The sequence below is a fragment of the Burkholderia cenocepacia genome, from assembly GCF_014211915.1.
GTDB lineage: Bacteria > Pseudomonadota > Gammaproteobacteria > Burkholderiales > Burkholderiaceae > Burkholderia > Burkholderia orbicola.
In genome coordinates, this window is sequence record NZ_CP060040.1 from 373,368 (window position 1) to 390,572 (window position 17,205).

Consider the following 17,205-nt stretch of genomic DNA (forward strand, 5'->3'; position numbering starts at 1 on the left):
CCGTCGTCGGCGTCAACGTCACACAAGGCTAAAGCATGGACAAAGGCATACTCAAGAACGTTTCGATCAACTTCATCGGGCTGATCCTGCCGACCTTCGTGTCGCTGGTGACCGTGCCCGCGTACATCCACGCGCTCGGCGTCGAACGCTACGGCGTCGTGAGCCTCGTGTGGACGCTGATCGGCTATTTCGGGATCCTCGATCTCGGGATGAGCATGGCCGCGCAGAACCACATCTCGAAGGCGCTCGCGAGCGGCAACGCCGACGAAAGCGCACGCGTGTTCTGGAGCGCGTTCTGGCTGAATCTCGGCACCGGCATCGCGGGCGGGCTGCTGATCTATTTCGGCGCGTTCGTCTACACCGCGTATTTCACGAAGGTATCGGCCGCGATGCAGCACGAGGTGTATCTCGCGCTGCCGTGGCTCGCGCTCGCGATTCCGCTCGCGAACGTGTCGTGGGTGTTCGCCGGCGCGATCAACGGCGCCGAACGGTTCGGCGTGTTCAACACGAACCAGACGATCGGCACGTTCCTGTTCCAGCTGCTGCCGCTCGCCGCCGCGTGGTGGATCGCGCCGAACCTGCAGACGGTGCTCGCCGCGGCCGTCGTCGCGCGGCTGATCGCGGCGGTGATGCTCGGGCAGGCCAGCATCAAGGTGCTCGGCATCCGCCGCATCGATCCGCCGCAGTGGGGCACCGCGAAAGGGCTGTTCAATTTCGGCGGCTGGATGCTGATCGCGAGCACGACCAGCATGATCGCCGACACGCTCGACCGCGTGATGCTCGGCGCCGGCATGGGCGCGAAGTTCGTCACCTACTACACGGTGCCGCAGAACCTCGTCACGCGCCTGAACATGCTGCCGAATGCGTTGGTGCGCACGCTGTTCCCGCGGCTGTCGGCGGTCGGCCGCGATCATGCGGATACCCTCGCGCGCCAGTCGCTCGAATTCCTGAACGGCGTATTCACGCCGGTCGGCATCGTCGCGATCTTCGCGCTCGCGCCGTTCCTCACGCTGTGGGTTGGCGCCGATCTCGCCGCGCATTCCGCGCCGGTCGGCCGCGTGCTGGTGATCAGCGTGTGGCTCGTCGGCCAGGCGAGCGTCACGCGCATCCTGATCCAGTCGCAGGTCAACCCGGCCCGCGCGGCATTCGCCGGGCTCGTCGAGATGCCGTTCTTCGTCGGCGGCCTGTGGTTCGGCATTCATCACTTCGGGCTGATCGGCGCGGCGGTGGTCGTCGCGGCGCGCGCGCTCGTCGACTACGGCGTGCTGCTGTACCTGTCGGCGATCCGGATGCGCGCGATCGTGCTCGACATGCTCGCCCATCTCGCCTTCCTGCTGGCGAGCCTGTTTCTGGCCCAAGCCTGGTCGGGGCTCGGCGAGTCGATCGGCATGTGCGCGGTCGTGCTGGTGCTGAACGTCGCGTGGTCGCTCACGATGACGCCGGGATTGCGCGCACTCGTGCGCGACCTGTTTGTCCGTCTCAATGCGAGGAAAACCATATGAATCGCGATCTGGCGGAACACGCCGTCCTGAATCTCGCCGCGGCCGATGCCGCCGTGGCCCACCCGGGCGACGCCGCGCTGCACCGCGCGGTGCCGGCCGAGCGCGCGGGCGCGCGGCAGCCGGCGCGTGCGCTGCGCGTGGCGATCGTCCACGACTGGCTCGTCACCTATGCGGGCGCCGAGCGCGTGCTCGAACAGATCGTCGCGTGCTTTCCCGACGCGGACCTGTTCAGCCTCGTCGATTTCCTCGACGACCGCGCATTCGTGCGCGGCAAGCCGGTGACGACGTCGTTCATCCAGAAGCTGCCGTTCGCCCGCACCAAGTACCGCAGCTACCTGCCGCTGATGCCGCTCGCGATCGAGCAGCTCGACGTATCCGAGTACGACCTCGTGATCTCGAGCAGCCACGCGGTCGCGAAGGGCGTGCTGACCGGGCCGGACCAGGTGCACATCAGCTATGTGCATTCGCCGATCCGCTATGCGTGGGACCTGCAGCACCAGTATCTGGAGCAGTCGAACCTCACGCACGGGCCGAAATCGCTGCTCGCGCGGATGATCCTGCACTACATCCGCAACTGGGACACGCGCACCGCGAACGCGGTGGACGGCTTCGTCGCGAATTCCGCGTTCATCGCACGGCGCATCAAGAAGGTCTATCACCGCGACGCGGCGGTGATCTTTCCGCCGGTCGACGTCGACGCGTTCTCGCTGAACGCGGTGAAAGAGGATTTCTACCTGACCGCGTCGCGGATGGTGCCGTACAAGAAGATCGACCTGATCGTCGAGGCGTTTTCGCGCACGCCCGAGCGCAAGCTCGTCGTGATCGGCGACGGCCCCGAGATGCAGAAGATTCGCGCGAAGGCCGGCCCGAACGTCGAGATCATGGGCTACCAGCCGTTCGCGGTGCTGCACGACCGGATGCGGCGCGCGAAGGCGTTCGTGTTCGCGGCCGAGGAGGATTTCGGGATCTCGGTCGTCGAGGCGCAGGCGTGCGGCACGCCGGTCATCGCGTACGGCAAGGGCGGTGCGCTCGAAACCGTGCTCGACCCGCAATCGAACCTGAACCCGACCGGTCTCTTCTTCGACGAGCAGACGCCGCACGCGATCGTCGCGGCCGTCGACGATTTCGAGCGTGCGCCGCAGCGCTTCACGCCGGACGCGTGCCGCGCGAACGCGGAGCGCTTTTCCGCCGACACGTTCCGGCGGCGCTTTCTCGACTACGTGGAGCAGGCGTTGCCCGGTTCGACCGCGCAGCGCGGCACGGCCGCCCCGTTGCCGGCCGCGCGCGGCCCGGCGACGCTCGTGCTCGACCAGAGCGGCGTGCTCGGCGGCGCCGAGCTGTCGCTGCTCGAGATCATGAAACACATGCGCGCGAACGCCGACGTGCTGCTGTTCGCCGATGGTCCGTTCCGCGCGGCGCTCGACGAGATCGGTGCGCGCGTCGACGTGGTCGAGCAGGGTGCGCTCGCGGGCGTGCGCAAGCAGGGCGGCGTGTCGTTCGGCGCGGTGAAGCAGCTCGTGCGGCTGGTGCGCGACGTCGCCCGGCGCGCGCGCCGCGCCGAGGTAATCTACGCGAACACCCAACGCGCGATGGTGGTCGCCGCGCTCGCCGGGCGGCTCGCGCGCAAGCCGGTGGTCTGGCACCTGCGCGACATCGTCAGCACCGATCATTTCGGCGGCAAGCAGTTGAAGGCGATCAAGTATTGCGCGCGGCTCGGCGTCACGCGCGTGATCGCGAACTCCGACGCTTCCGCGCAGGCGTTCCGCGCGCTGACGGGCTTCACGCCGCAGCACGTCGACGTCGTGTTCAACGGCATTTCGGCCGAACCGTTCGACGCGCTGGAAGGCGTGAGCCAGGCCGCGCTGCGCGCGCGCCTCGGGCTGCCCGCGGACGCATGGCTGGTCGGCTCGTTCAGCCGTCTCGCGCGCTGGAAGGGGCAGCACGTGCTGCTGGAGGCCGCCGCGCGGCACCCGGACATGCACGTGGTGCTGGTCGGCGCGCCGCTGTTCGGCGAGGACGACTATGCGGCGCAGCTGCACGAATACGTCGCGCAGCACGGGATGGACGAACGCGTGCATTTCCTCGGGTTCCAGCGCGACGTGGCCGCGTGCATGACGGCGGTCGACGTCGTCGCGCACACGTCGATCACGCCGGAGCCGTTCGGGCGCGTGATCGTCGAGGGGATGCTCGCGCGCCGGCCGGTCGTCGCGGCGCGGGCGGGCGGCGTCGTCGAGATCATCGAGGATGGCGACGACGGGCTGCTTTGCGAGCCGGGCAACGCGGCCGCGCTGGCCGATGCGCTGGCGGCGCTCAAGCGTGACCGCGCGCTGCGCGAGCGGCTCGTCGCGAGCGGGCGTGCGACCGCGGTGCGCCGGTTCGGGACCGAAACCTACGTGGAGCGGGTCGAGAAGATCCTCGCGGATACGGCGAAGGCCGCCAAGGCCGCGAACGCGAAGAAGTAGCAGCCGGCGCGAGCCGGCGGGAAACGAGCCCCCATGCGGCGTTGCGCTGCGCGGGGGCTTCGCTTTTCGGCGGGCGAGGTGTCTGGCCCGGGCAAGCGGGCGGATTTGCGCCGCGAATCCGCGACGGGCGCGAGCGTAGCCGACCGTCATCTGAAACCAGGATCGGGGCCATCGGCAACGTGAAGCGGGCAGGCGACACCGTTGCAGTCGTGCCGCGGCAACCCCGCAGAGACGGCTTACGCGGGTCGTGGCGCGGTCGGAGAGCGGCAGGCTGCCGTTCCTTGTCGAACCGGCCCGCGACCGCGTGCCGGCCGTGAAAAAGCCCCCGCGCAGCGAGACGCCGCGCGAGGGCTTCGAGACCGGACGGGCCGGCCGGCTTGTGTCAGACGGCCTGTTCGGGCGTCGAGGCGACGACGCGGGCGGCGCGGGTCGGCTTGAAGCTGGCCGACCACATCATCGCCGGTCGTTCGAACATCCGGTAGAACAGGTACGCGACCGGAATCGCGACGGCCATGAACGCGAACGACGGCCAGATCGACAGTTGCAGTTCGGAGTGGAACAGCACCGAGCCGAGGCAGACGAACAGCGGCAGGTGGACCAGGTACAGCGAGTAGCTGAAATCGCCGAACCAGCTCAGCACGCGCAGCGGTGGCGTCGGGCGCGGCGGGCGGGCGAGCGCGCGGTACAGGAAGCACGCGAAGCCGGCCGACCACAGCTGGAATGCGCCGTACTGGCCGACATGGAACGCGCCGCAGCCGGCGGCCAGCAGCACGGCGGCCACAACGTACCACGCGCGCGACGGCACGACGGCCGTGTCGCGTGACTGCTGCGCGCGCACGTCGGCGATCCATGCGCCGATCGTCCAGGACAGCCAGTACGACGTGAAGAACTGCAGGTCGTGCCGTTCGAGCAGCCATGCCGACGCGACGTTGACGAGCGCGACCGCGGCCACGACGGCCGGCATGCCGATGCGCCGGCGCAGCGCGAACAGCAGCGGATAGATCGCGTAGAACTGCACTTCGAGCGACAGCGTCCACAGCGCGCCGTTCGACCCGTACGTGTAGCCGGCGACGCCCTGCAGCGAGAACAGGTTCACGAGGAACGCGACTAGGCCGACGTCGCGAATCTTGTGGCTGACGGGCTCGATCTGCAGGCTGACCGCGTCGAGCGCGAGCGTGAACAGCAGCGCGGCCAGCAGCACCGGGTAGATGCGCGCGAAGCGGCGCACCCAGAAGTTCGGCGCGTCGAGCCGGTATGCGGGGTTCGCCGCGAGCTTGAGCGCCGCGTTGCGGTGGATGCAGTAGCCGCTGATCACGAAGAAGATCGGGACGCCGGCGGAGCCCCACGCGAACGGGAAGGTCAGGTAGCCGGCGATCACGCCCGGGCTGAGTGCATGACCGTAAGCATGATGGAAGCTCTGCATGCCGACCCAGACGACCTGGCGGCAGTGGAAATAGGCGACGAGCAGCGCCGCGAAGCCGCGCATCGCGTCGATCACGTGTTCCTTGTGATCGGCGACGGGCGGCGCGGCCAGAGACGATCCGCTGAAAGCTTGCATGCGATTCGATTCCTTGCGACGGATGGACGGGAAGTTTCATCCAATCGTAATGCGCAAGAATTCGGTCAATGAATAAAAAAATCTCGCCCGGAAATATCGGTATTCCACATCATGGATTTATCGCGACCCGAAAGCGGTTCGCCGAGGGGCGCGAATTATTTGCCGATTTTTTTCTGATAGTTTGAAAGCTCCAGTTGAGTGATGCAAGGAGCGGCAAGATGGACATGCATTGGATCGCGAGCGCTGCAGTACTGCTGGTCATGGCCGTGCTGTCGGCGTACCGCGAGGCGCTGAAGAACGAACCGATCCGCCCGGGCCTCGAGCGGGGCGGCGTGCCCTATATCGAGGAATTCGAATCGTAAGAATTTGTATCTGGAAAATCGGTAATTTGTTTCTGCTTCGGCAATCGGTTCGGCAATATCGACCGGATTGAAGCGATTATATTTTTTCCGGAATAATTGGGCAATCAGTTCATATCGAAAATGAGCGGAGCGGAATTGGCAGTACCGTCGATTCTCGATATGCCGTTCGGAACACAATCGCGCCGGGTCGCGGGTCGACACGGCGCAGTCAACGCTATCAGGATGCGAACATGTTGAAAGTCACCAAGGCCGTGTTCCCCGTTGCCGGTCTCGGCACGCGGTTCCTCCCGGCAACGAAGGCGAGCCCGAAGGAAATGTTGCCCGTCGTCGACAAGCCGCTGATCCAGTACGCGGTCGAGGAAGCGATCAACGCCGGTATCACCGAGATGATCTTCGTCACCGGGCGCAGCAAGCGCGCGATCGAGGATCATTTCGACAAGTCGTACGAGATCGAGGCCGAGCTCGAGGCGCGCGGCAAGGAAAAGCTGCTCGAGCTCGTGCGCGGCATCAAGCCGAGCCACGTCAACTGCTTCTACGTGCGCCAGCCGGAAGCGCTCGGCCTCGGCCACGCGGTGCTGTGCGCGGAGAAGCTCGTGCACGGCGAGCCGTTCGCGGTGATCCTCGCCGACGACCTGCTGCACGGCGAACAGCCGGTGCTCAAGCAGCTCGTCGACGTGTTCGACCACTATCACAGCTCGGTGATCGGGGTCGAGACGATCCCGCGCGAGGACAGCCGCTCGTACGGCGTCGTCGAAGGCCGGGAGTGGGAAGAGGACATCATCAAGCTGTCGGGCATCATCGAGAAGCCGGCGCCGGAGGATGCGCCGTCGAACCTCGGCGTGGTCGGCCGCTACGTATTCATGCCGACGATCTTCGATCACCTGCGCAAGCTCAAGCCGGGCGCGGGCGGCGAACTGCAGCTCACGGATGCCGTCCAGTCGCTGCTCGCGAACGAACAGGTGCTCGCGTATCGCTACTACGGCACGCGTTTCGACTGCGGCAGCAAGCTCGGCTATCTGAAGGCCACCGTCGAGCTCGCGCTCCAGCATCCGGAAGTGAGCCGCGAATTCGAGGCGTATCTGCGTACCTGCTTGCCCGCGCTGGCTGCCGTCGCTTAAAGCGGCCGCGCGCTCCGTCGTTTCAGGTGGTGGTTGTTCCGTTGGCCCCGGCCGCTCGCGCGCCGGGGCTTTTTTGTTTTTGCGGGCGCACGAGCAGGGTGCGCGACGTCTCGGTGTCGTGCCGCGAACGGGCGGCAGGCGGTGTCCCGCGCTGCGTGACGCGTACCGACGAGGCCGCGCGTCGCGCGTGAAACCGGTGCGGAAGCACGCGCCGCGTGACCGGAGCGGTGGAGGGGGTGCGCGGCATGCACGACACTCGCACGGGTGTCGCGCGATGACGCAGCGTCGGCTGCCATGCAGCCGGCCGTCGGGTGTCGCCGATATCGAAGCGTTCCCGTCCGGCTTGCGCCGTACGCCGCTTCCGCGTACCGCTCAGCGCGGCGACGCGCTCGGCTGCGTGGCGAAGTGCCGGGCCAGCAGCGCGGCGATCGGCTTCTTGAAGTCGAGCAGCCGCTTTTCGAGATAACGCCAGGACAGGTGCGCGAGCAGCACGGCGAGCGCGAATTGCAGCATTTCCGGCAGCGTGTCGCGGACCATCTCCGGCATCGGCACGTGCGCGAAGGATGCGGGCAGGGCGCCGAAGCGCGCCGGAATCAGGTTGTGGAACAGGTAGAAGCCGTAGCTGATCGTGCCGAGATAGGCGAGCGGCGCCCAGTCGAGCAGCGCGACGACGGGATGCTCGGGCGCGCTGACGATCCACAGCATCAGCGCGGCGAGCGACGCCGACAGGCCGAGATCCGCGAGCCCCGCGACCGCATCGGGCAGCGCCGTGAACGCCGGCAGCACGAGGAAGAACACGACGCCTGCCGCGCCGAGCCAGCCGGGCGGCACGCGGCGCGCGGCCGTCGCGCCGCGATCGGCGAGCGCCATCGCGCCGACGCCGCCGAGCGCGATCAGCGCGAAATTCCACGGGGAAAACGCGTAGATCAGTACCGGCGACGCGTCCGACAGGTAGAGCGCGAGATGCGCGATCGCGCACAGCGCGACGGCCGCGATGCCGAGCGCGACGTGTCGCGCGGCGGGCACCGTGAGCAGCGCGAGCGGTGCGATCAGATAGAACTGCTGTTCAACGGCGAGGCTCCAGAAGTGCGACGTGGAGCCGGGCCAGCCGTCCTTGACGACGCCGATCCAGTAATTCGACAGGAACGCCGCGTGCCATGCGAGCCCGAGATTGACGCCGCGCTGGTAGAACAGCGCGTGTGCGATCGCGAGCGCGGCGAGCAGCAGGTAATACACGGGAAAGATCCGCAGCGCGCGCTTCGCGAGGAACAGCGCGAGTGCGTGACGGCGCGTCATGGTGCCGCGCTCGACCGCCTGGCGGTTGCGATGCAACTCGCCGACGATCAGGAATCCGCTGATGAGGAAAAACGTCCACACGCCGAGCTTGCCGACGTCGACGGCAAGGACATGGCCCTTGTGGGACAGGAAAACGAGGATGACGGCGAGGGCTCGCAGGCCGTCGAGTCCTTTGACGTATCTGACTTCGCGCATGGAGGCATCCGGGCATTGAGCGTGCCCAGTATAGGTGCGCAAATATCGAACGTAATTCGCGTTCGTGCTCGTTTGAGCTCATACGTGAAGGCGTTTTTGGATGCTCGAGCGTCGACGAAGTCGGTCGCGCGCAACAAAACCTGCGGGAAACCCCGCGAAAACGCATAAAAGTACTGCACGAAGCGTCAAGGCGCTTGTAGAATCCGGCGTTGAAGCGCGCGCGTTGCACGCTTCGTGTATCCAACGACCACACCTGGTAGGAGAAACATGGCGACTTCCGCAAAAAAGGTGGCCAAGAAGGCTGCCGCACCGGCGACCAAGAAAGTGGCTGCCAAAAAGGCTGCGCCCGCGAAGAAAGTAGTGGCCAAGAAGGCTGTCGCGAAGGCAGCACCGGCTGCTCCGACGCCGCTGAAGGACAAGTTCACGAAGGCATCGCTCGCAACGCACATCGCTGAGCGCGCAGCTGTCGAAGTGAAGGCGGTCAAGGCAGTGCTCGTCGCACTCGAGAACGTCGTGCTGGGCTCGGTCCACAAGAAGGGCGCAGGCGAGTTCACGCTGCCGGGTCTGCTGAAGATCACGGCACAAGTCGTGCCGGCGAAGAAGAAGCGCTTCGGCAAGGATCCGTTCACGGGCGAAGAGCGTTGGTTCCCGGCGAAGCCGGCCAGCGTGCGCGTGAAGGCACGTGCGCTGAAGAAGCTGAAGGACGCGGCGGCGTAATGCCGTGCAACGACTGCCGAATGCATGTCGGCAGCCGTTGCGATGTCCCGAGATCCCCGTACGCGAAAGCGTGCGGGGATTTTTATTGCGCCGCGCAAAGCGCGCGGCAGCGAACAGGCGGCGTCGCGATGACGGGTTGCCCGACGCGTGGCACGCGGCGGATCGTATGTCGCGCATCTGCATCCCCATCGCCGAGCGGCGAGCTTCGTTCGCGCGACGCATGTCGGTGTCGCTGCGGCAGGGCGAAACGCTCGGCATCGTCGGCGAATCGGGATCGGGTAAGTCGACGCGCGCGATGGCGCTGCCCGGGTGTCGTTTCTTCGCGCTCCGTCGGGCGCGCATCGCCAGGTTTGCCGTCGTGACCGACTTCATTCCGCACGACATCGCCGCACAGCTCGCCGCCGCGCGCGCCGCGATCGAACAGCATCTCGGTGCGACGCTGCAAGCGGTCCACCTGTTCGGATCGGCGCTCGACGGCGGCCTGAAACCGCGTAGCGACATCGATGTGCTGGTGACGGTCGCGGTGCGCCCGGACGAAGCAGTGCGACGCGCACTGCTGTCGGACCTGCTCGGCGCGTCGGCGCCGCCCGGGTGCAGCGGTGGCATGCGCGCGCTGGAGGTCACCGTCGTCGCGCACGGCGACGTGGTGCCGTGGCGTCATCCGGCGCGACGCGAGCTGCAGTTCGGCGAATGGCTGCGCGGCGATCTGGAAGCCGGCATCGTCGAGCCGCCGCTGGTCGATCACGATCTGGCCATCCTGCTGACGAAGGCGCGACAGCACGGTGTCGCACTGGTCGGGCCGCCCGCGGACGTGTTGTTCGAGCCGGTGCCCGCGCGTGACTTCGTCGCCGCGCTGCGCGCGACCGTTGCGCAGTGGGAAGCCGAACCGGACTGGCGTGGCGACGCGTGCAACATCGTGCTCGCGCTCGCACGCATCTGGTACAGCGCCGCGACCGGCGCGATCGCGCCGAAGGACGTCGCCGCGACGTGGGTGCTGGAGCGCCTGCCGGACGCGCACCGGCCGATCGTAGCCGCTGCGCGAGCGGCCTATCTCGATGGCGAAGCGGGCGCGGCAATCCTGTCGGGCGAACCGCTGGCCGAATTCATCGGCTACGCGCGGCGGACGGTCGAGTCGATGCTGTCGGCGTAGCGACGGGCGCCAGCGACGTACGCAAACGACGTACGCAAACGACGTACGCAAACGACGTACGCAAACGACGGGCGCCAATGACGTACGCAAACGACGGGCGCCAATGACGTACGCCACCGGGTTACCGCCGGCCCACGGATAGCAAACGCCTGCAAGCCCGCTACACGCGCAGCCCGTCGAGCCGAGCCCGTGCAGACGACCCGGCGCGGCGTCACGCGAGTACGGCCCGACGCGTTCCGTCAGCCCGCCGTGCCCGCGAAGGCTGCCTTCAGCGCGGCGTCGTCGAACTTGGTCATCTGCATCATCGCGGCGGCCACGCGTCCCGCCTTGACCGCGTCGCGGTCGGCCATCATCGGAATGAGCGCTTCCGGCACGATCTGCCATGACACGCCATAACGATCCCGCAGCCAGCCGCAGCCGTCGGCCGTGCCGCCGTTGTCGAGCAGGGCGCTCCAGTAGCGGTCGAGTTCCGCCTGGTCCGCGCAGCTGACGAGCAGCGAGATCGCATGGTTGAACGCCTCCGTGCGCGGGTGGCTCATCGCAAAAAATGGCTGCCCGAACAGCTCGAATTCGACCATCCGCGTGCCGTCGGTGCCGGGCACCGCCGTGACGCGCACGATGCGCGAATCCGGAAAGATGCCGGCATAGAAGGCCGCTGCTTCTTCGGCTTCCGTCGAATACCAGAGAAAAGGCGTGATCTTCTGAATCGTCATGACGAGTCTCCTGTCTGTATGGGTCCGGGGCAAACCATGTGCCGCCATCGATACGACGGACGACGCCTGCCGAAATCGACACGCGGCGCAAACAAATCCCGCTGTGGTTGAGCCGGCGATGCCGGCTGTGCGGATGGTAGTCGCTCAACAGCGAAACGGCGACCTCTGCGGACATCGAAAACGGTGTTGCGGGTGCATTGCAGTCGCCAGGCGCCGCTGCCGGCCCACCAGCCTGTATCGGGGCCCCGGCTTGAGCGCGGCGGCCCTGCAGGCGATGCCGGCCGCCACCGGGCGCGGACGAAAAAAAAGCCAGCCGCGGCCGAAACCGGGGCTGGCTTTCCAGGTCGGCGGCAAGGCGTCGGAGACGCCATGCATGCCGGATACTTCGTTTTTAGAACTTGTGACGCAGGCCGAGTGCGACGATTTCCTGCGAGCTCTTGCCGGCGATGCCGTACGAGCCGACCGACGCTTGCGCATCGGTACCGTCGGCGTTCTTGCCGCTTGCGTGCTGGTACGCGCCAACCAGGTAGATGTCCGTACGCTTCGACAGCGAGTAGTCCGCGCCGAGCGAAACCTGGTGGTACTTGGCGTCCGTCTGGCCGCTACCCTTCGTGTAGATGTAGCCGACGCCCAGCAGCAGCGGTGCCGATGCCTGGTACGTGACGAATGCGCGACCCGTGTTGTACTTCTGGTTCGTGCCGAAGGCCGAGTTCGCATCCGCCTTGTACTGGGCGTTGCTGTAGCCGAGGCCGAACGTCACCGGGCCGAATGCATACTGGCCAGCGACTTGCGCGATGCCGATCGACGATGCCGACGTGTACGCGTTGTTGATGAAGTTGCCCGAGCCGTCGAAGATCGCGTCCGACGTGCCGGCCCAGCCGGTGCGCTGGCCAACTGCGCTCAGCGGAGCCGAGTTGTTCGCGTGGAAGTAGCCGGCAGCCAGGCCGAGCGGGCCGTTGTTGTACGCTGCCGCTGCCGCCCACGTCTGACCCTTGCCGGTCGAGCCGGCGACGCCGCCGAGTGCGTACATCGCTTCGACCTGGAGGCCTGCCCAGACCGGCGACGTGTACTTGATCGCGTTGCTGACGCGCAGGCTGTTGTCGTTGTTGTCGACGTCGCCCGGCGTGGCGAACACGCTGCCGAAGTAGTTGTCAGCCGTGACTGCCTGGACCAGGTCGACCAGCGGGTCGTACTGGCGACCCAGCGTCAGCGTACCGTACTGGTCGCTTTGCAGACCGACGAAGGCTTGACGACCGAACATGCGGCCACCCTGGCCCAGTGCGCCCGATGCCGAGTTGAAGCCGTTTTCCAACTGGAAGATCGCCTTCAGGCCGCCACCGAGGTCTTCCGAACCCTTCAGGCCGAAGCGGCTGCCTTGCAGGTTGCCGCTACCCATCGACCACGAATTGTTACCTTGACCATCGTTGCCGTGAACATAGGTGATCGACGTGTCGATCACGCCGTACAGCGTGACGCTCGACTGAGCTTGAGCAGCGCCGGCCGCGCCCAGCAGGGCGAGCGAGAGGGTCGAGAGAGCAAGTTTCTTCATCGTTGAGTTTCTCCACGCAAGTGATTCATCGTTATTTGTTGCGGATTGGAGAATAGCTCAGTGCCATACACGCAAGAAAGCTTAAAAAATAAAGTGCCTCGAAAAGGTAACAGCAGGAAAAAGTCCATATATATCAAGCACATCAGAGACTGTTCCTGTTTATGAAATAGTTGACAATTGCTGCGCTGCGATTGTTTCAATAGCTGACGTGCATGGCGGCACAACCCCTGTTTCGGCTCGTTTCAGCAAGGAAACGAGGGTATGCAAACGTTTGCGGTTGCAGGTGTGTGTGCGTCGAGGTGTAAGGAAAGCATCGACGCCGCGCGAATGCGCGGCGAACACCGGGGTTGCGAGGGTGCGGGAGGATGTGCCTGGGCGCGCGAGATCGATGTGCGGCCTGTTCACGGACGGCGCAATCAGTCGTCGCGCGGGCGATCGTCGGCCTGACCGGGTCGAGCGGCTGGAGCGGGCGCGGCCGGCGCCGCATGCTCGGCCGGCCGATGCGCATTGCCGCGGGCCGCCGCGAACTCCGCGCCGAGCAGCAGCACGATCGCGGAGAAGTACAGCCACATCAGCAGGACCGCGAACGATCCGGCTGCGCCGAACGCACTCGCGGTGCCCGCATGCGCGAGATACAGCGCGAACAGCTTCTTGCCACCGGAGAACAGGATCGCGGACACGATGCCGCCGATCGCGGCGTCGCGCCACGCGACGCGCGCATCGGGCAGGAATTTCATCAACGACGCGAACGCGGCGGCGAGCACCGCGATGCCGACGAAGAACTGCACGAGGTTCGTGACGACCACGTACGGCGAATCGCCCAGCAGCCAGGTGCCGATGAAGGTGATCGCGGTGTCGAGCACGAGCGACACGATCAGCAGGAACGCGACGCCGAGCACGAGGCCGAACGAGATCAGCCGGACCCGCACCAGCCCGAGCATGCTCGACCAGCGGCTTTCGGTGGCCGGCCAGATCACGCTGAGCGCGGCGCTGAGCGACGCGAACGTGGCCGACGCGCCGATCGCGAGCGCGGCGAACGAGATCAGCGTGGCGAGGCCGCCGCGTTCGCCCGCGCGGTGCGCGTTCTGCACGATCGTCTGGATGGAGGCCGCCGCGTCGTCGCCGATCAGTTGGTGCGCCTGTTCGAACACCTGGCCGCGCGCGGCGTCGTCGCCGTAGAACCAGCCGGCCACCGCGATCACCATCACGAGGGTCGGCGCGAGCGAGAACGCGGAGAAAAACGCGATGCCCGCAGCCATCGCGGAGCAGCGGTCGGACGAGAAGCGCTTGAACGCGGTGAGGGCCCAGTTGGCCTGCTGCTGGGCGAGGCGGGTGGCTTCGGAAGTGATCTGTCGTTTCATGACGGTTCGGTTGCGCGCGGAACGCGGATCATCTCAGTTAATCGGACAAATCGGTATTGATCCGAGGATTCGATCATAGTTGCCTGAACTGTCTATAATTCCTTTCAGTCGTACCCCACCCCACAATAACGCCGAGACCGCCATGCTACAAATGTCCCGGCGCCAGTTCCTGAAGGTGACGGCCACGTCGCTTGCCGGATCGAGTCTTGCCCTGATGGGCTTTTCTCCGTCCGAAGCGCTGGCCGAAGTCCGACAGTACAAACTGGCGCGCACCGTCGAAACGCGCAACACCTGTCCTTACTGTTCAGTGGGTTGCGGCATCCTGATGTACAGCCTCGGAGACGGCGCGAAGAATGCGCAGCCGAGCATCATCCATATCGAAGGCGATCCCGACCACCCGGTCAATCGCGGCACGCTGTGCCCGAAGGGCGCGAGCCTGATCGATTTCATCCACAGCCCGAACCGCCTGACGCACCCCGAGTATCGTGCGCCCGGCTCGGACAAGTGGGAACCCATCTCGTGGAACGACGCGCTCGACCGCATCGCGAAGCTGATGAAGGCCGACCGCGACGCGAACTTCGTCGAGACGGCCGAAGACGGCGCGAAGGTCAACCGCTGGCTCACGACCGGCATGCTGGCCGCGTCGGCGGGCAGTAACGAGGTCGGCTACCTGACGCACAAGACCATCCGCAGTCTCGGGATGCTCGCATTCGACAATCAGGCGCGTGTCTGACATGGCCCGACGGTGGCAGGTCTTGCCCCGACGTTTGGCCGTGGAGCGATGACGAACCATTGGGTCGACATCAAGAACGCGGACGTGATTCTCGTGATGGGCGGCAATGCAGCCGAGGCCCATCCGTGCGGTTTCAAGTGGGTAACGGAGGCGAAGGCGCACCGCAAGGCGCGGCTGATCGTCGTCGACCCGCGCTTCACGCGTACGGCCTCGGTGGCCGATTACTACGCGCCGATCCGCACCGGCACCGACATCGTCTTCCTGGGCGGCGTCATCAACTATCTGCTGACGAACGACAAGATCCAGCATGAGTACGTGAAGAACTACACGGACTTCTCGTTCATCGTGCGCGAGGATTTCGCGTTCAACGACGGCATCTATTCCGGCTACGACGCCGAGAAGCACGCGTACCCGGACAAATCGAGCTGGGACTACGAGCGCGGCGACGACGGCTTCGCGAAGGTCGATCCGACACTGCAGCATCCGCGTTGTGTATACAACCTGCTGAAGCAGCACTACGCGCGCTATACGGCGGAGATGGTCCAGCAGGTCTGCGGCACGCCGAAGGAGAAATTCCTGAAGGTGTGCGAGATGCTCGCGACCACGGCCGTGCCCGGCCGCGCCGGCACGGTGCTGTACGCGCTCGGCTGGACCCACCACTCGATCGGCGCGCAGATCATCCGCACCGGCGCGATGGTGCAGTTGCTGCTCGGCAACATCGGCATCGCCGGCGGCGGGATGAACGCGCTGCGCGGCCACTCGAACATCCAGGGGCTGACCGACCTCGGGCTGATGTCGAACCTGCTGCCGGGCTACATGACGCTGCCGATGCAGGCCGAGCAGGATTTCGACGCGTACATCAAGAAGCGCGTGCAGGAACCGCTGCGGCCGAACCAGCTCAGTTACTGGAAGAACTACAAGGCGTTCCACGTCAGCTTCATGAAGTCGTGGTGGGGCGACGCGGCCACCGCCGAGAACAACTGGGCGTACGACTACCTGCCGAAGCTGGACAAGCAGTACGACCTGCTGCAGGCGATCGAGCTGATGAATGCCGGCAAGATGAACGGCTACATCTGCCAGGGCTTCAACCCGCTCGCGGCGGCGCCGTCGAAGGTGAAGACGGCGGCGGGCCTCGCGAAGCTGAAATGGCTCGTGATCATGGATCCGCTCGCGACCGAGACGTCCGAGTTCTGGAAGCACCACGGCGACTACAACGACGTCGATGCCTCGAAGATCCAGACCGAGGTGTTCCGTCTGCCGACCACCTGCTTCGCGGAGGAAAACGGCTCGCTAGTGAGTTCGAGCCGCGTGCTGCAGTGGCACTGGAAGGGCGCGGAGCCGCCGGGCGAAGCGAGGAGCGACCTCGAGATCATGTCGGGGCTGTTCCTGCGCATGCGCAAGCTGTACCAGAAGGACGGCGGCAAGTATCCGGACCCGATCGTGAACCTGACCTGGCCGTACGCGAACCCGGAGAGCCCGACGCCCGAGGAACTGGCGATGGAGTTCAACGGGAAGGCGCTCGCCGATCTGCCCGATCCGAAGGACCCGGCGAAGACGCTCGTGAAGAAGGGCGAGCAGCTCGCCGCGTTCGCGCAACTGAAGGACGACGGCACGACCGCGAGCGGCTGCTGGATCTTCTGCGGCGCGTGGACCCAGGCCGGCAACCAGATGGGGCGGCGCGACAACTCCGACCCGACCGGCATCGGCCAGACGCTGAACTGGGCGTGGGCGTGGCCGGCGAACCGGCGCATCCTGTACAACCGCGCGTCGTGCGACGTCGCGGGCAAGCCGTTCGACCCGACCCGCAAGCTGATCGGCTGGAACGGCAGCGCGTGGAAGGGCGCCGACGTGCCGGACTTCAAGGCGGACGAACCGCCCGAAAACGGGATGGGGCCGTTCATCATGAATCCGGAAGGCGTCGCGCGCTTCTTCGCCCGCGCGGGGATGAACGAAGGTCCGTTCCCCGAGCACTACGAGCCGTTCGAGACGCCGCTCGGCGCGAACCCGCTGCATCCGAACAACTCGCTGGCGCTGAACAACCCGGCCGCCCGCGTGTTTCCGGACGACCGTGCGTCGTTCGGCAAGGTGGCGGACTTCCCGCACGTGGCGACCACGTACCGGCTGACCGAGCACTTCCACTACTGGACCAAGCATGCGCGGCTGAACGCGATCATCCAGCCCGAGCAATTCGTCGAGATCGGCGAAGACCTCGCGAAGGAAGTCGGCGTCGCGCATGGCGAGCGCGTGAAGGTGTCGTCCAAGCGCGGCTACATCATCGCGGTCGCCCTCGTCACGAAGCGGATCAAGCCGCTGACGATCGACGGCAAGAAGGTCCAGACGGTCGGCGTCCCGCTGCACTGGGGCTTCAAGGGTCTGACGAAGCCCGGCTATCTCGCCAATACCCTGACTCCGTCCGTGGGTGACGGCAACTCCTATACACCGGAATTCAAGTCGTTCCTGGTGAAGGTCGAAAAGGCGTAAGGGGGAAG

The 17,205-nt window shown here is 66.1% G+C and carries 12 protein-coding genes; 7 read left to right on the forward strand and 5 right to left on the reverse strand.

The window, feature by feature from the left end; translation table 11 throughout:
- Window positions 1-35 precede the first annotated feature (35 nt).
- On the forward strand, window positions 36-1,502 hold the full coding sequence (locus SY91_RS18240; protein ID WP_006479321.1) for a flippase: 1,467 nt from the start codon (window positions 36-38) through the stop codon (window positions 1,500-1,502).
- The gene (locus tag SY91_RS18245; protein WP_023474490.1) at window positions 1,499-3,964 is read left to right on the forward strand and encodes a glycosyltransferase family 4 protein; all 2,466 of its coding nucleotides are present in this window, start codon (window positions 1,499-1,501) and stop codon (window positions 3,962-3,964) included. Before SY91_RS18240 ends, SY91_RS18245 begins: the two co-directional genes overlap by 4 nt.
- A gap of 382 nt (window positions 3,965-4,346) precedes the next feature.
- Here SY91_RS18245 and SY91_RS18250 read toward each other — a convergent pair whose 3' ends face one another.
- Complete coding sequence (locus SY91_RS18250) at window positions 4,347-5,522, reverse strand: acyltransferase family protein (RefSeq protein ID WP_023474491.1); 1,176 nt, start codon at window positions 5,520-5,522, stop codon at window positions 4,347-4,349.
- Between the two features lie 218 nt (window positions 5,523-5,740).
- Between SY91_RS18250 and SY91_RS18255 the strand changes: the two genes are divergently transcribed.
- On the forward strand, window positions 5,741-5,884 hold the full coding sequence (locus tag SY91_RS18255) for a hypothetical protein (RefSeq protein WP_006479318.1): 144 nt from the start codon (window positions 5,741-5,743) through the stop codon (window positions 5,882-5,884).
- A gap of 230 nt (window positions 5,885-6,114) precedes the next feature.
- Entirely contained in the window at window positions 6,115-7,002 is an 888-nt protein-coding gene (gene galU, locus SY91_RS18260; RefSeq protein WP_006482949.1) for a UTP--glucose-1-phosphate uridylyltransferase GalU, read from the forward strand.
- Window positions 7,003-7,374: 372 nt separating this feature from the next.
- On the opposite strand, the gene SY91_RS18265 is transcribed toward galU, so the two are convergent.
- Complete coding sequence (locus tag SY91_RS18265; RefSeq protein ID WP_023474493.1) at window positions 7,375-8,493, reverse strand: acyltransferase family protein; 1,119 nt, start codon at window positions 8,491-8,493, stop codon at window positions 7,375-7,377.
- 267 nt (window positions 8,494-8,760) lie between these two features.
- Here SY91_RS18265 and SY91_RS18270 point away from each other — a divergent pair, with 267 nt between their 5' ends.
- The gene (locus SY91_RS18270) at window positions 8,761-9,210 is read left to right on the forward strand and encodes an HU family DNA-binding protein (protein WP_011548077.1); all 450 of its coding nucleotides are present in this window, start codon (window positions 8,761-8,763) and stop codon (window positions 9,208-9,210) included.
- A 166-nt stretch (window positions 9,211-9,376) separates the two neighbouring features.
- Window positions 9,377-10,360 carry an AadA family aminoglycoside 3''-O-nucleotidyltransferase gene (locus SY91_RS18275; RefSeq protein ID WP_185921290.1) on the forward strand — a complete coding sequence of 328 codons (984 nt, stop codon included), beginning with the start codon at window positions 9,377-9,379 and terminating at the stop codon, window positions 10,358-10,360.
- 239 nt (window positions 10,361-10,599) lie between these two features.
- On the opposite strand, the gene SY91_RS18280 is transcribed toward SY91_RS18275, so the two are convergent.
- The 3 genes from SY91_RS18280 to SY91_RS18290 all read right to left on the reverse strand — a co-directional run bounded on the left by SY91_RS18280 (window position 10,600) and on the right by SY91_RS18290 (window position 13,983).
- On the reverse strand, window positions 10,600-11,073 hold the full coding sequence (locus tag SY91_RS18280) for a VOC family protein (protein ID WP_043886341.1): 474 nt from the start codon (window positions 11,071-11,073) through the stop codon (window positions 10,600-10,602).
- Window positions 11,074-11,464: 391 nt separating this feature from the next.
- Complete coding sequence (locus SY91_RS18285) at window positions 11,465-12,622, reverse strand: porin (RefSeq protein ID WP_006479312.1); 1,158 nt, start codon at window positions 12,620-12,622, stop codon at window positions 11,465-11,467.
- Window positions 12,623-13,038: 416 nt separating this feature from the next.
- The gene (locus SY91_RS18290) at window positions 13,039-13,983 is read right to left on the reverse strand and encodes a YihY/virulence factor BrkB family protein (protein WP_023474495.1); all 945 of its coding nucleotides are present in this window, start codon (window positions 13,981-13,983) and stop codon (window positions 13,039-13,041) included.
- Between the two features lie 142 nt (window positions 13,984-14,125).
- On the opposite strand from SY91_RS18290, the gene fdnG reads away from it, so the two are divergent.
- Window positions 14,126-17,197 carry a formate dehydrogenase-N subunit alpha gene (gene fdnG / locus SY91_RS18295; RefSeq protein WP_185921291.1) on the forward strand — a complete coding sequence of 1,024 codons (3,072 nt, stop codon included), beginning with the start codon at window positions 14,126-14,128 and terminating at the stop codon, window positions 17,195-17,197.
- Window positions 17,198-17,205: the final 8 nt, after the last annotated feature.